The organism is Mycobacterium angelicum, from assembly GCF_002086155.1.
Classification (GTDB): Bacteria; Actinomycetota; Actinomycetes; order Mycobacteriales; family Mycobacteriaceae; genus Mycobacterium; species Mycobacterium angelicum.
The window spans coordinates 53004-66957 of sequence record NZ_MVHE01000013.1; the positions used below are offsets into that span (position 1 = coordinate 53004).

Sequence of the window (13954 nt, forward strand, 5' to 3'; positions counted from 1 at the left end):
CGTGGCTGCAGAGGTTGCGGCGCCGCTGGTCGGCGTTCCGGACTCCGGCTACGTCTACCAGACGGGTTGGCGGCTGGGCACGTTCGACATCGATGAGCACATGCGGCTGCGGCTCGACGGGGTGGCGCGCTATATCCAGGAGGCCGGGGCCGAGCATCTCGCCGACGCCGGGCTCGCCGAGGTGCACCCGCATTGGATCGTGCTGCGCACGGTAATCGACGTGATCGAGCCGATCGAGCTGCCCAGCGACATCACCTTCCGCCGTTGGTGCGCAGCGCTTTCCACCAGGTGGTGCTCTATGCGGGTGCAGCTGGAAGGTTCGGCCGGCGGGCGAATCGAGACCGAGGGTTTCTGGCTGTGCGTCAATAAGGACACGCTGACGCCGTCCCGTCTCACCGACGGCTGCATCGCACGATTCGGCACCACCACCGACAACCACCGGCTCAAATGGCGCCCGTGGCTCACCGAGCCGATGGAATCCTGCACTGAGACGCCGTTTCCCTTGCGCCGCACCGATATCGACCCCTTCGAACACGTCAACAACACCATCTATTGGCACGGCATCCAAGAGATTCTGAGCCAGGTCCCCGACCTGGGGAAGGGCCCCTATCGCGCGGTGCTCGAATACCGCAGCCCCATCAAGCTGGGCGAACACGTGACGATTCGTTCGAGCGCTAACGCCGACGGGGTGCGCATTCACTTCACCGTCGGCGAGGACGTGCGCGCGGCCGCCTTGCTGCGCGAGATCTAATCCGAATGCAATTCTAGAACCTTGCGGAAATTCTGAAATACGAGCCCGGCGACGAAAATGCCGTGATACTTTCGTAATCGGTCATAACTGTCGCGGCAAAGCTATCACGAATTTGATCGTGATAAGCCTGTTATAACGCCGTGATAAGGATGTGATGGGTCGACGAAGGGTTAGGCGTTGTCATACCTGATTTCGGCACCACCGGTATTGGCGGCCGCGGCGACGGATATCGCCGAGCTCGGTTCGGCGCTCGGCGCCGCGAACACCGCGGCGGCCGCGCAGACGACCGGGATTCTGCAGGCCGCCGCCGATGAGGTGTCAGCAGCCATCAGCAGTCTCTTCAATGCACACGCCCGGGAATACCAGGCGCTGGGCGCCCAGGCGTCGGCGTTCCACGCCGAGTTCGTCCGCGCGCTGACCACCAGTGCGGGTTGGTATGCGACCGCCGAGGCGGCCAACGCCTCGCCGCTACAGAGCATCGCGCAACAGGCGCTCAACCTGGTGAACGCACCCACCATGGCGATGATGGGACGTCCGTTGATCGGCGACGGGGCCAACGCGACCACGGCCGGCGGCCGTGGCGCAGACGGTGGGCTGCTCTATGGAAACGGCGGTAATGGCGCCCCGGGCGCAACCGGCCTGCCCGGCGGAGCGGGCGGTAACGCCGGATTGATCGGAAACGGCGGAGCCGGCGGAGCCGGTGGTTTCGGCGCGGCGGGCGGGCCCGGGGGCAGCGGCGGTCTGTTGGTGGGCAATGGTGGCTCCGGTGGTCCCGGGGGGTCGGCTGTGGCCGGCGTCAACGGGGGCAACCCCGGTCCGGGTGGCGCCGGCGGGAGGCCCGGGCTGTTCGGCCACGTAGGGAGCGACGGGCCGGCCGGCGCGAGCAGCAGCTCACCTACCGACCCGGGAAACCCCGGCCCCGGTAATCCCCCGCCCGGCGGGACGTTGATCTCCGCCCAGTTCGGGACGACGACCACCACCGGTGGTTACGTAGTGCAGAACAACGCATGGAACAACCCGGCCGGGCAGACCATCGACGTCAGCCCCACCGGGGGCTTCACCATCACCGCCATCAACGGCTCGGCACCCACCAATGGCGCCCCCCTTAGCTACCCCTCGATCTTCACGGGCTGGCACTACGGCACCGGGTCGGTGGGCACCACGCTGCCCAAGCAATTGGGCAGCATCCAAACCGCAACCAGCAGCATCGATTTCACCTATCCCGCCACCGGTACCTGGGATGCCGCTTACGACATCTGGCTGGATCCCACGCCCAAGACAACCGGGGTCAACCAGCAGGAGATCATGATCTGGTTCAACCACCAGGGCACCATTCAGCCGGTCGGCTCGCCAACCGGCAACGTCACCATCAACGGCAAATCCTTTGTGGTGTGGGACGGCACCAACGGTCAGAACAATGTGATGTCCTACGTCGCGACCTCGCCGATCGAAGCGTGGAGTTTCGATGTGATGGACTTCGTCGACAACACCAGAACCATGGAGCCGATCACCGACTCGTGGTACCTCACCAGCATCCAGGCCGGCTTCGAACCGTGGAACGGCGGCGTCGGCCTCGCGGTCGATTCGTTCTCCGCCAACGTCAACTAGCGGTCAATCCACGGCATCTTGTCGTACAGCGCTACCAGGACCGGCCCGAGTACCCTCTCGGTAAATGAACGAGCCAGGCACCGCTGCGCCAGTCCGCAATCTGGCGGTCGACTACTACCGCGCGTCGGGCGTAGTTCTGATCGTGCTCGGGCATTGGCTGGCCGGATCGGTGACGTATCACGAGGGCCGGTTCGGTCGGCAGAACCCACTGGTCGACCAGCCCTGGACGCAATGGCTGACCTGGCCTTTTCAGGCTGTCCCGGTGTTTTTTCTGGTTGCCGGCTACGCCGGTGCGGTGTCGTGGTCGCATCGCTACGACCGCGGCGGGGTATCGCGGCCGGACTGGATTCGGCGTCGACTGGCCCGGGTGCTCGGTCCCACCACCGTCTACGTCGGACTGATTTCGGTGATTGTGGTGTTAATGCAGAGCTTTGGCGTGCCGGCCTCGGTGCTCGAGTACTCCGGCTGGGCCATCGCGATGCACCTGTGGTTCCTCGCGGTCTATTTGGTGGTGGTATCGCTGACTCCGGTCGCGGTGGCCGCGCACCGCCGATGGGGTCTCGCGGTGCCGGTGGCGCTGGCCGCGGGCGTCGCGATCGTAGACGGTGCCACGATTGCGGCCCATGTCCCCCACCTCGGCTGGCTCAACTACCTGCTGTGCTGGGGGTTGTTCTATCAGCTCGGAATCGCTTGGCACGCAGGGTTATTGGCCGGCCGCAAACCACTTCTGCTCGCGGCGGGCTGCGCCTGCGCATTGGTCCTGCTGATTTGGCTGGGTCCTTATCCGATCAGCATGATCGGCGTTCCCGGCCAAGTCTTGCAGAACACGACGCCGCCCTCGCTGGCAATGGTCGCGTTCGGAGGTACGCAGGCCGGCATCGCGGTGGCGCTCGCGCCGGCGCTCAACAAGGCGCTGCGCTGGCCGCGTTTGCAACGCGCGGTAGCGGTGGCCAACAACAACGTGATGGCCCTTTACTTGTGGCACATGGTGCCGGTCGTGGTCGTGGCGGTCGTGGCCTACCCGGCCGGACTGTTGCCGCAACCGGAACAGGGCACCGCAGCGTGGTGGCTGGCCCGGCTGGAATGGGAAGCCGTGCTGAGCGTGGTCATGCTGGCCGAGATCGCGTTGTTGTGGTGGTTACGAAGCCTTTTCGCTGCACCGCTACCGTCGGTTCGGGTACCTCTGACCGACCGTTGGGCCGAGCCGATCCTGCTGACCGGAACCGCGCTGACCAGCTATGGGTTGGCGCTCCTGTCCGCATGGGGCTTCGCCCCCGACGGCCGCTTCTCCTGGACGACGGCAGCTGTCTTCGCCGTCGGATTGGTGCTGATGGCATGCCGGCCCGCCAAGGCCACCACACCGGCCACCGGACAAGACAATCGTCAGCGCCGTACTGACGCTGAGGGCTGATGGCCCAGGCGTTGGTGACCAATGGCCCCTGACCCTTGACGTTGAACCGAATAGGTTCCATCGCAGTGGGATAGGGAGAACGTATGTCGAAGCTGCGCACTCATCTGGGGATCGTCGTCGGCGTCGACGGCTCGCCGGGATCCAAGATCGCGGTCCAGTGGGCCGTTCGCGATGCCGAGTTACGCAACGTTGTGCTGACGCTGGTTCATGTTCTTCCAGCGGCGGCCCGCACAGAGAGCAAGCGTGCCCAAGGACAGCAGATCCTCGACGAAGCCCATCAGCTGGCCATCGAGAGCAGGCAGGGCGCATCTCTACGAATTGATTGCGAAATGCATTCTGGCAAAACGCTTCCCGCTTTGATCGAACTGTCGAAGCGGGCCACCTTGGTGGTGGCGGGCTGCCTCGGCACGGGGACCTTGCGGGGCCGGCACCTGGGCTCGGTTAGTGCGGGGCTCATCCATCACGCCGCATGTCCGGTCGCGGTCCTGCACGACGATGTCGAATTGCACGCCGAGCTCGCCCAGGCCCCGGTGGTAGTGGGAGTCGACGGCTCACCCAAGTCGGAACAGGCGCTCGCGATAGCCTTCGACGAAGCCTCGCACCGCAAGGTGGGGCTGACGGCGATCCACACCTGGCGCCCGGTGGGCGTGTTCGACGAAATCGTCAGCTTCCCCGGTCCCGGCTGGCAGACGCTGAGGGCAAGGGAAGACGAAGTCATGGCCGAGCGGCTGGCCGGCTGGGGCGAACGCTATCCCGATGTCGAGGTCAACCGCATCGTCGCGCGCAACGATCCGACGCCTCAACTCGTCGATAGTTCCAAGTGGGCCCAGCTGGTCGTGGTCGGCGGCCATGGAAGCGGCGGATTCATCGGAACGATGTTCGGCTCGGTCAGTGCCGCCGTGGTGTTGTTGACCCACGTGCCCGTCATCGTTGCGCGCGAATCACTGGCCAAGACGCGTTGACCGAAGCGCCTACGAACGAAGGAACTCCAGCACGTCTGCGTTGACTGTCTCGGCTTGCGTGGTGATCATCCCGTGCGGGAAATCGTCGTAGGACTTCAGAATGCCGTTGGCCAACAGCTCTGCCGACCGCGGCCCGGCAGCCTGATAGGGCACGATCTGATCGTCTTTGCTGTGCAGCACCAAAACCGGCACGGTGATCTTCGTGAGGTCGTCGGTGAAGTCCGTCTGGGAGAACGCGACGATCCCCTCGTAGTGCGCCTTGGCGTCGCCCGTCATGCCCTGACGCCACCAGTTGGCGATGCTGGCTTCCGATGCCTGGACGCCTGGCCGATTGAACCCGTAGAACGGTCCCGACGGCAGCGCCCGGTAGAACTGGGATCGGTTGGCGGCCAATTGCGCCTGCAGATCGTCGAAAACGGCCTTGGGCAGACCGAGCGGATTGGCCTCGGTCTGCACCATCAGCGGTGGCACCGCGCTGATGAGAACGGCTTTGGCAGCGCGGCTTTCGCCATGGCGCGCCAGATAGCGGACTACCTCACCGCCGCCGGTGGAGTGGCCGATGTGCACTGCGTCATGCAGATCCAGATGGTTTACCACCGCCGCGAGGTCGTCGGCGTAGTGATCCATGTCGTGGCCATCGGCCACTTGGGCCGAACGCCCGTGCCCACGCCGATCGGATGCGACAACGCGGTAGCCGTGGTTCAAGAAGAAGAGCATCTGAGCGTCCCAGTCGTCAGACGACAGCGGCCATCCGTGGCTGAATACGATCGGCTGCCCCGATCCCCAATCCTTGAAGTAGATCTCGACTCCGTCATCGGTGGTGATCGTGGGCATCGCAAACCTCTCGGTGGTGGGTGCGGGGTAGTGCGAAACCTTACGCGGCGTCGAGATCAGGCAGCGGGCGTCGGCAGAGTGCATGTGCCTCTGCTGCGTCAAGCCCGAACAGTCGCAACAGGTTTTCGGCCATCGTGTCGGCGGCCGCGGCCCCGTCCCGGCGGCGGTCTTCGCGCAGCAGTGCGCCCAGCCCCAGCAGCGCACCACCGGCCAGAGCCAGCGCCGAACACGGGTCGCCGACACGAAACCGCCCGGCGGCGAAGGCGGCCTCGATGTCCCGCAAGGCGCGCGGGGCCAGCCCTCGATCCGGCGATAGCAGTGCCGGCCCACTGGTCAGGAAAATCTCGCTGTGCTGCGGATGCTGGCGGAACAGCCGGCCGGTGAGCCGGAAGCTGGTAGCGAACACTTCGGCGGGGTCCTCGAAGTCCGCGGTCAGGTGGTCCAGCAGCGCCCCATGGGTGTCGAGTACATCGGCGACGGCCGCATCGAACAACTGCTCCTTGCTGTCGAAGTGGTTGTAGAAGGAGCCCATGCCGACGTCGGCGGCCTGGGTGATCTCCACTACCGGCACGCTGAACCTGCCCTCGGCGATCAATCTTTGTGCGGCCCGTACCAGCGCCGCCCGGGTGCGTCGTTTGCGCCGTTCGAGCCGGTTGGGCGCCGCACCCGACCCCTCACTCAGCGAAGTCATTTAAGTAGTATGCATCACTTATGAGGCATTCGTCAGAACCTCTTGACCCCTTGGCCGGCATGTGTGACGATTTCGCCAGTGAATCCTGGGAGATGGTAATGGGCAACCGGTACCTGCATTCGGCGTATCAAACGACCGGCCCGCTGAAAGTGCCTGTCTCATGACCGTTTCCGTACTACGTACCGCCGACGCCTGGTGGGTCGAAAGCGCGGGCCGCGCGGCAAGGATTGCCACCGCGGCAACCACCACCGGACGGCTGCTGGCCGACCGGAGCGCGATCGAGGCCGCGCTCGGTAACACCGACACCGACACCGTCGCCGTCGAGCACCTGGATGTGATCTCACCGGTGACGCGACCCTGCCGGGTGGTCGCGCAGATGACCAACTTCGAATCGCACGTCAAGGATGCCGGCATGGATCCGGCATCGGTTCCGCTGACTTTCTTCCGCAAGGCGTCCGCGTCGATCAGCGGACCGTTCGACGACATCGTCAAACCCGCACACGTCCAGTTGCTCGACTACGAAGTCGAGATCGGGCTGGTGATCGGACGCGCAATTCCGGTCGGGACAGCCATTTCCGACTCCAACCTCGCCGACGTCATTGCCGGTCTGCTGGTTGCCAACGATGTGTCAGCGCGCGACATCCAGCTTCCGCAGACCCAGTTCTACGAGGCCAAGTCCTACCCGAGCTTCACCCCGGTGGGGCCGAAGCTGGTGTTGCTCAACGCCGATGAACTACGGCGCTTCGGCGAGCTGCGGTTGCGCCTGCGCGTCAACGGCGAAGAGCGCCAGAATTCGCTAGTCGACGGCGACATGCTTTACCGCCCACTGCAGGCGCTGCAATCGCTCACCCAGTTCCAGGAGCTCGCATCCGGTGACCTGATCCTCACCGGCACCCCGGTGGGCACCGCCCTGAGAGCGCCGTCCAAGCCGGTGGAGATCATCGGAAACCTGTTACCGCCGGCCGTCAAGTGGAAGGCGTTCTTCAAACGTCAGGCCGCCAACCCGCACTACCTGCAACACGGGGACGTCGTCGAAGCGTCGGTGGCCACCGACGACGGAGCGATCGATCTGGGAACCCAGCACACCACCGTGCGATTCGCTTGAGCGACAGCGCGTGGACTGTCAACCTCCTGGGAATCCCCCGCGCACGCGCTTTTTCGGGGCCTAATCAGCGCGTAAACGGGTAACCCGTTTGACGGATCTGAAGCCGAAAACGGGAAGAGGTGCGCAATGGCCGCGACCGAAGTCAGCGACTTTTTGCTCGAACGACTGCGCGACTGGGGGGTCTCACACGTGTTCGCCTACCCCGGCGACGGCATCAACGGCCTCCTTGCGGCCTGGGGTCGCGCGGACAACAAGCCTATGTTCGTCCAGGCGCGCCACGAGGAGATGGCCGCGTTCGAAGCCGTCGGTTACGCGAAATTCAGTGGGCGCCTTGGTGTTTGCGCAGCGACCTCCGGACCGGGCGCGATCCACCTGCTCAACGGCCTCTACGACGCGAAGCTCGACCGGGTACCGGTGGTGGCCATCGTCGGGCAGACCGACCGCAGCGCCATGGGCGGCTGGTACCAGCAAGAAGTGGACCTGTTGAGCCTCTACAAGGATGTGGCCAGCGATTACGTCCAGATGGTGACCGTGCCCGAACAGCTACCCAATGTCCTCGATCGCGCCATCCGCACCGCATTGACCAGGCGGGCCCCGACCGCGCTCATCATCCCTGCCGACGTACAGGAGCTCAAATACTCACCTCCGGCCCACGAATTCAAGATGGTGCCGTCGAGCCTGGGGTTCGAGAAGGCCACCGTCGAAGCTTCACCCGAGGGCCTGCGGCAGGCCGCCGAGGTACTCAACTCCGGTGAGCGGGTCGCGATGCTTATCGGCGCCGGTGCCCGCAACGCCGCCCCGGAAGTGGCCGAAATCGCCGACCTGCTGGGCGCGGGAGTGGCTAAGGCGCTACTCGGCAAGGACGCCCTGTCCGATGAGTTGCCGTTTGTCACCGGATCCATCGGCTTGCTCGGCACGCGCCCCAGCTACGAATTGATGCGGGACTGCGACACCTTGCTCACCATCGGGTCGAGTTTCCCGTACACGCAGTTCCTGCCGCCGTTCGGTTCGGCGCGCGGTGTGCAGATCGATATCGACCCCACGGTCATCGGTATGCGCTACCCCAATGAGGTGAACCTGGTCGGCGACGCCAGCGCGACCCTGCGCGCCCTATTGCCGTTGTTGCAGCGCAAGTCCGACCGTTCCTGGCGCGAGACGATCGAGAAAAACGTCGCACGCTGGTGGGAAACCATGGCGATGGAAGCCGACGTGACAGCCGAGCCGATCAACCCGATGCGGCTATTCGCCGACTTGTCGCCGAAGCTACCCGACAATGCGATCGTCACCGCCGACTCGGGCTCGTCGGCGAATTGGTATGCGCGCCAATTGAAGTTCCGCGGCAGCATGCGTGGTTCGTTGTCGGGCAATCTGGCCACGATGGGCCCGGGTGTCCCCTACGGTATCGGTGCGAAGTTCGCCCACCCGGACCGGCCGGTCATTGTGTTCGCCGGTGACGGCGCCATGCAGATGAACGGCTTGGCCGAGCTGATCACGATCGCGCACTATCGAGAGCAATGGGCCGACCAGCGGCTTGTCGTCGCGGTCTTGCACAACAACGACCTGAATCAGGTAACCTGGGAAATGCGGGCCATGGGTGGAGCACCGAAATTCGCTGAGTCCCAAACACTTCCGGATGTCGACTACGCGGGATTCGCCGCCAGCCTGGGCCTGGCTTCGGCCAAGCTGACCGATCCCGGGCAGATTCCCTCGGCGTGGGATCAGGCACTACAGGCCGACCGGCCGACGGTGCTCGACGTGCATTGTGACCCCAACATTCCGCCGGTCCCACCGCACGCCACCTTCGACCAGATGAAGGCCGCTGCCAGCGCGGTGCTGCACGGCGACGAGGATGCCTTTGGGCTGATCAAGGAGGGCATCAAAATCAAGGCACAGGAGTTCCTGCCGCACCGCGAAACCAGCCGCCGATGACCGGTGATACAGGCCACAGGTTTGAGGCTTCGGCGATCCGGAAACCCTTGATCTTGTAGGGGAATTCTTTGCACTGAGACGCGTAGGAATCGCGTCCGGTGGTTTCCCTGCTGGCTGAGCGCAATCGACTACAGCGCGAGGTCGCCATGGTAAACGAGTAAGCAACGGGAGGTATTCATGGCGGAGAAGAGTGGGCCGCAAGAGGCCGTCGAGGGCGTCGTCGAGGGTGTTAAGGGCAAGGCGAAGGAAGTCATTGGCGCCGTAGCCGGCCGTGATGACGTCAAGCGCGAGGGGCAGGCCCAGCAGGACAAGGGCGATGCCCAGCGTGACGCGGCCAAGAAGGAAGCCCAAGCAGAAGCCGCTCGCGGGGGCGCAGAAGCCGCCGAGGAACGGCAGAAGGCTAACCAGTAGCTTGTCAGGAGGATGGGCCCAGTCCGAATCGGACTGGGCCCATTCGCCTTTCGCAGGTGCTCTAGACGGTGCTCTAGAGGCTGATCAGCGCCGGTTGGCGGTCAGCCGGGCAATCGGCGTTTCGTCGAGGTGAGACAACAACTCGCAGGGGTTTTCGAAAACCGCTACGGCACCGGCGGTTTCGAGTTCCGCCCGGGACACCCCACCGCTGAGCAGCCCGATGCTGGCCACGCTCGCGCGGGCGCTTGCTTCGGCATCCCAAACCGCGTCGCCGACGAAGACGGCCTGCCCGGCCGATACGCCTGCACGGTCCAGCGCCACGCGGATGATGTCGGGCTTGGGCTTGGCGGTGTCGACGTCGGCAGCCGACGTGACCTCGGCGACCAGGTCGTCACAATCGAGCACCTTTCGCAACAAGGCCAATTCGTCTTCGGGCGCCGACGTGGCAAGCACCACCTGCAGGCCCAGATCGGCGACGCGCTGCAGCAGCTCGCGCGCCCCGGGCAGCACTCGAAGTAGCGGACCGGCTTCTTTATAGTACTGAGAATGCAGATCCTTCAGTCGTTTTCGCGCGTCGTCGGACGCATCGCCGGACAACGACCGCACCAGCGTTGATCCGTCCATTCCGATCGATCGATGGATGCGCCAAGTCTCGGCATCGATTCCGGCTTCCGCGAAGGCGCGCTGCCACGCATGGACATGCAGGTAGTTGGAATCGACGAGCGTGCCGTCAACATCGAATAAGACTGCCGGTATCACCGGCTTGCGCTTATCCACCGAGTTATCCACATCTTGTGAATCAATTCCACTGCCGGCGAACACAATTAATTCCGGCGAGCAGGAATTGGTTATGACCTGAACAGCAACGCCGTGACCGCAACATCGGCAAGCAGCAGTGCCAAACCGAACAGCGGGACGACAAATCCCCAGCGCCGCAACGCCGTAAAGAACGAAACAATGATGGTTACGGCGGCAACCACTGGCGCGCCATAGAACAAAATTCCGTAGACCAACCCGCTCGGACCCAGATGGGGACATTGCGCCGCACTGCATGCCGCGACGCTCATCGCCGCGCCGACGGCGAATATCATCACCAATATCGCGGCTGGGACGGTCAATAGGGCAAGCACCCAATTGATCACCGCACGACTGCGGCGGACAGAATCCCCCGCATCCGGCGGCGGGGCCTTCGCGCCGGGGACCAACTGGTCGGTTTCCTGATTGAGACTCATTACGCCTCCCTTCGTGGGACTCATCGGCTCATGGCGAGACCGCGCCACCGACCACCGCGGCGCGCGCAACTCAATCCCGACTACCCATGTCGGTCGACCTGAAACATGGCAAGCCCAGCGAGGTTTACCCCCGCGAACCGGCGGGGTAATCGGGCGTTAGCACAAATTCGAAAACCAAGAAACCCAATCAGGAGAGCTGATGTCCGCGTTTGACGAGATCGGCGGCGCCACCGCACGGGTTGGTGGGGCCTTTCGGCGTCTCGCCAGTGGATCGCCGGAAGCAGGGGTACACCAGGGTGCAAAAGCGGCCATTCCAAAAGTGGTCGTAGTCACCGGTGCCAGCGCCGGCATTGGGCGCGCTACGGTGCGCCTGCTGGCCGAACGCGGTGCGCAGATCGGACTGCTGGCCCGTGGACAGGCGGGCTTGGAAGCCGCGGCCGCGGAAGTACGCGCCGCCGGTGGTGAAGCTTTGCCGATTCCCACCGATGTCGCGGACTTCGATTCGGTGGAGCGCGCGGCACAACAGGTCGAGGAACGGTTCGGTCCGATCGATGCGTGGATCAACGTCGCATTCACATCGCTCTTCGCCCCCTTCACCGCCATCGAGCCCGACGAGTACCGCCGGGTCACCGAAGTCACCTATCTGGGGTACGTACACGGCACCATGGCTGCGCTGAATCGCATGCGCCCCAGGGACACTGGGGTGATCGTGCAAGTCGGCTCGGCATTGGGCTGCCGCGCCATCCCGCTCCAATCGGCCTATTGCGGCGCCAAGCACGCGATCAACGGGTTCACCGAATCCGTGCGTACCGAGTTGATGCATGAGCACAGCAACGTGCGGGTCACCGTCGTGCAGATGCCCGCGGTCAACACCCCGCAGTTCTCCTGGGTTCGATCCCGGATGAAGAACCACCCGCAACCGGTCCCGCCCATATATCAGCCAGAGGTCGCCGCGCGCGGTGTGCTGTACGCGCTGGATCACCCGCGCCGCAAACACTATTGGGTGGGAGCCAGCACCGTGGGAACCATTGTGGCGCAACGACTGGTACCGGGATTGCTCGACCGTTACCTGGCCCGCACCGGGTTCGACTCGCAGCAGACGGATCAGCCGACCAGCGCCGAGCGACCGGCTAACCTGTGGGCGCCCCTCGACGGGCCCGACGGCAAGGACTTCGGCGCGCACGGCGTGTTCGACGATCGTTCGCACCCCCACAGTGCCCAGTCCTGGGCCGCCAGGCACGTCGGCACGCTGGTGTCCGGGGCCGCCCTGGTGGGCGCCGTCGCGGCTGCCGGTCTCGGGCGCCGCCGGCTCGACGGCAAGAGCCGGTAGCCATAGTCAGAGGTAGTCAGAGGCAGTCAGAGGCAGGCGACCGCACTTCGCAGGTCGTCGACGAACATCTGATAGTGCTCGCGGCGGTGTTCGCTGCGGTCCCGCAACAGAGCCGAGGGGTGCACGGTAGCCGTGACGAGCGGTTCCGGCTCGGTTGCTATGCCGAGCGCTGTCGGCAGTTGCAGGTGCTCACCGCGATGTGCGGTGACGCGAAAAGTGCTGCCCAGCAAGGATTGAGCCGCCGTTGCGCCAAGACATACGATCACTTTCGGTCGTAGCGCTTCGATTTCGGCAATCAGCCAGGGCTGGCATGCGACGACTTCGATTCGGCCGGGCTTCTGATGTATGCGGCGCTTGCCTGCCCGGCTGAACTTGAAGTGCTTGACGGCATTGGTCTGATAAGTCAGACCGACATCGATATCGGCCTCTTCCAGTGCCCGTTGCAGCAGTCGTCCTGCCGGACCGACAAACGGAAGTCCCTGCTGGTCCTCCTGATCCCCGGGTTGCTCGCCCACCAACATCATTGGCGCGGCACCCTTTCCGTGACCGAAGACCGTCTGGGTGGCGTCCTTGTACAGTCCGCATCCGCGGCAGGTGTCCGCGGCATCCGCCAGGGAACTCAGCTGCCGATCATCGGGCACATAGCGGGCGGCGCCGATGGCTGATTGCGTCTCAACGTCTTTGGGCACGGCGGTTGTACTTCTTGATCGCGTCGACGAGTTCGGACTTGGTCATCGTAGACCGCCCGCGCACGTCGAGCCGGCGCGCGACGTCGAGCAGGTGGTTCTTGCTGGCATTGGCGTCGACGCCTTCGGCCGACGGCAACGGGTTGTTCAGGTCGCCGCGTTCGGCGCGTCGGTCCGAAGGGCCCTTCTCCTCTTTGGCTTCCCAACGGTCGCCGACCTTTTCGTAACTGTGCTTGACGGCGGCATAAGCAACGCGATGCGCGCGCTCTTCACTGCCGTACTGCTCGGCGGCCGCGTCATGGGCTTTGGCGAACGTTCGCTGAGCCTTGGCGCTGGAACGCCTTAGCGTGCTAGGCAATTCGTCCTTTTTCGCCGCCCCGCTCTTCGTCGTCTTGGGCACGGAATCACCTCCCTCTTAAGAGTCTTGCGGACCTTGAGCCGACTGTTGAGCCTTGGCATAGGCAAGCTGGAGAAAGTCCGCGCCGGCCAGCGCGGTGAAGGTGCCCGCGATCAGCCTGGTGAATCTGGGGGCAAAGACCAGGCCGATGACAAGCCCCGTAGCCACCCACATGTCCAGGCAGAACGGACACGTCAACAACTCCCCCAGACTATGCCGCAGCTGGCCGCCCTGCCTGGATTCCTCCATTACCTCGGCCGGACCGCCGGTGCCCGCGTAGTGGGCAAAGGGCGCGCGCAGCGGACTGGTCACCGCGTCTTTGCTCACGGTTCGCGACAGTTTGTGGGTGCCCACCGTGACGATGACGAGATCCTGCAGGTGCCATCGCTCCGGTAGCTTGCGTCCGGTAGCGGCAGCCATCAACGTGGTGAGTACCACCAGCGCGCCGTAGACGATCATGGCGCCCAGATAGCCCGCCAGCGGCCTGGGACTGTCGCCGCGATATTCGTCAGCTTCCCGGCGCGCCCTGTCAGCTACGTCGGCGCTGTCCTTGGTCATGCCTGCGGGTACCCGTTTCGACTCTGGGCAATCCCGGCGCCGAATGCCC

At 64.5% G+C, this 13954-nt stretch carries 15 protein-coding genes; 8 read left to right on the plus strand and 7 right to left on the minus strand.

The annotated features are described in order from the left end of the window. Position 1 precedes the first annotated feature (1 nt). From BST12_RS11395 to BST12_RS11410, 4 genes are all read left to right on the plus strand, one after another. A complete protein-coding gene (locus BST12_RS11395; RefSeq protein ID WP_245850244.1) occupies positions 2-751 on the plus strand; it encodes an acyl-[acyl-carrier-protein] thioesterase in 750 nt (249 codons plus the stop codon). Positions 752-928: 177 nt separating this feature from the next. Next, positions 929-2359: a GH12 family glycosyl hydrolase domain-containing protein gene (locus tag BST12_RS32855; protein ID WP_083113228.1), complete on the plus strand. Its 1431-nt coding sequence runs from the start codon at positions 929-931 to the stop codon at positions 2357-2359. Positions 2360-2423: 64 nt separating this feature from the next. Further along, entirely contained in the window at positions 2424-3770 is a 1347-nt protein-coding gene (locus BST12_RS11405) for an acyltransferase family protein (protein ID WP_083113229.1), read from the plus strand. 83 nt (positions 3771-3853) lie between these two features. After that, positions 3854-4732: a universal stress protein gene (locus tag BST12_RS11410; protein WP_083113230.1), complete on the plus strand. Its 879-nt coding sequence runs from the start codon at positions 3854-3856 to the stop codon at positions 4730-4732. A 9-nt stretch (positions 4733-4741) separates the two neighbouring features. Here the strand turns inward: BST12_RS11410 and BST12_RS11415 are convergent, their stop codons facing one another. Together BST12_RS11415 and BST12_RS11420 are read right to left on the minus strand one after the other, a co-directional pair. Then, positions 4742-5566, minus strand: coding sequence for an alpha/beta fold hydrolase (locus BST12_RS11415; protein ID WP_083113308.1), 825 nt, complete (start codon positions 5564-5566; stop codon positions 4742-4744). Between the two features lie 40 nt (positions 5567-5606). Beyond that, positions 5607-6257 (minus strand): TetR/AcrR family transcriptional regulator, encoded by a 651-nt coding sequence (locus BST12_RS11420; RefSeq protein WP_083113231.1) that lies wholly within the window; start codon positions 6255-6257, stop codon positions 5607-5609. Between the two features lie 160 nt (positions 6258-6417). Between BST12_RS11420 and BST12_RS11425 the strand changes: the two genes are divergently transcribed. The 3 genes from BST12_RS11425 to mbp1 all read left to right on the plus strand — a co-directional run bounded on the left by BST12_RS11425 (position 6418) and on the right by mbp1 (position 9702). Further along, positions 6418-7362, plus strand: a complete 945-nt coding sequence (locus BST12_RS11425) for a fumarylacetoacetate hydrolase family protein (RefSeq protein ID WP_083113232.1) — start codon at positions 6418-6420, stop codon at positions 7360-7362. 126 nt (positions 7363-7488) lie between these two features. Continuing rightward, positions 7489-9291 (plus strand): thiamine pyrophosphate-requiring protein, encoded by a 1803-nt coding sequence (locus tag BST12_RS11430; RefSeq protein WP_083113233.1) that lies wholly within the window; start codon positions 7489-7491, stop codon positions 9289-9291. A gap of 177 nt (positions 9292-9468) precedes the next feature. Then, entirely contained in the window at positions 9469-9702 is a 234-nt protein-coding gene (gene mbp1 / locus BST12_RS11435; protein ID WP_083113234.1) for a microaggregate-binding protein 1, read from the plus strand. Positions 9703-9786: 84 nt separating this feature from the next. Here mbp1 and BST12_RS11440 read toward each other — a convergent pair whose 3' ends face one another. Together BST12_RS11440 and BST12_RS11445 are read right to left on the minus strand one after the other, a co-directional pair. Further along, positions 9787-10479, minus strand: a complete 693-nt coding sequence (locus tag BST12_RS11440; RefSeq protein ID WP_083113309.1) for an HAD family hydrolase — start codon at positions 10477-10479, stop codon at positions 9787-9789. A gap of 71 nt (positions 10480-10550) precedes the next feature. Beyond that, the gene (locus BST12_RS11445) at positions 10551-10934 is read right to left on the minus strand and encodes a hypothetical protein (RefSeq protein WP_083113235.1); all 384 of its coding nucleotides are present in this window, start codon (positions 10932-10934) and stop codon (positions 10551-10553) included. Between the two features lie 310 nt (positions 10935-11244). On the opposite strand from BST12_RS11445, the gene BST12_RS11450 reads away from it, so the two are divergent. After that, positions 11245-12264, plus strand: a complete 1020-nt coding sequence (locus BST12_RS11450) for an SDR family oxidoreductase (RefSeq protein WP_245850257.1) — start codon at positions 11245-11247, stop codon at positions 12262-12264. Positions 12265-12290: 26 nt separating this feature from the next. Here BST12_RS11450 and BST12_RS11455 read toward each other — a convergent pair whose 3' ends face one another. From BST12_RS11455 to BST12_RS11465, 3 genes are read right to left on the minus strand one after another with little or no spacing between them, the layout of a single operon-like run. Next, complete coding sequence (locus BST12_RS11455; protein WP_083113237.1) at positions 12291-12953, minus strand: UdgX family uracil-DNA binding protein; 663 nt, start codon at positions 12951-12953, stop codon at positions 12291-12293. Next, positions 12937-13350: a ChaB family protein gene (locus tag BST12_RS11460; protein ID WP_083113238.1), complete on the minus strand. Its 414-nt coding sequence runs from the start codon at positions 13348-13350 to the stop codon at positions 12937-12939. Before BST12_RS11460 ends, BST12_RS11455 begins: the two co-directional genes overlap by 17 nt. 15 nt (positions 13351-13365) lie before the next feature. Beyond that, positions 13366-13905, minus strand: coding sequence for a DUF1360 domain-containing protein (locus tag BST12_RS11465; RefSeq protein ID WP_083113239.1), 540 nt, complete (start codon positions 13903-13905; stop codon positions 13366-13368). Positions 13906-13954 lie beyond the last annotated feature (49 nt).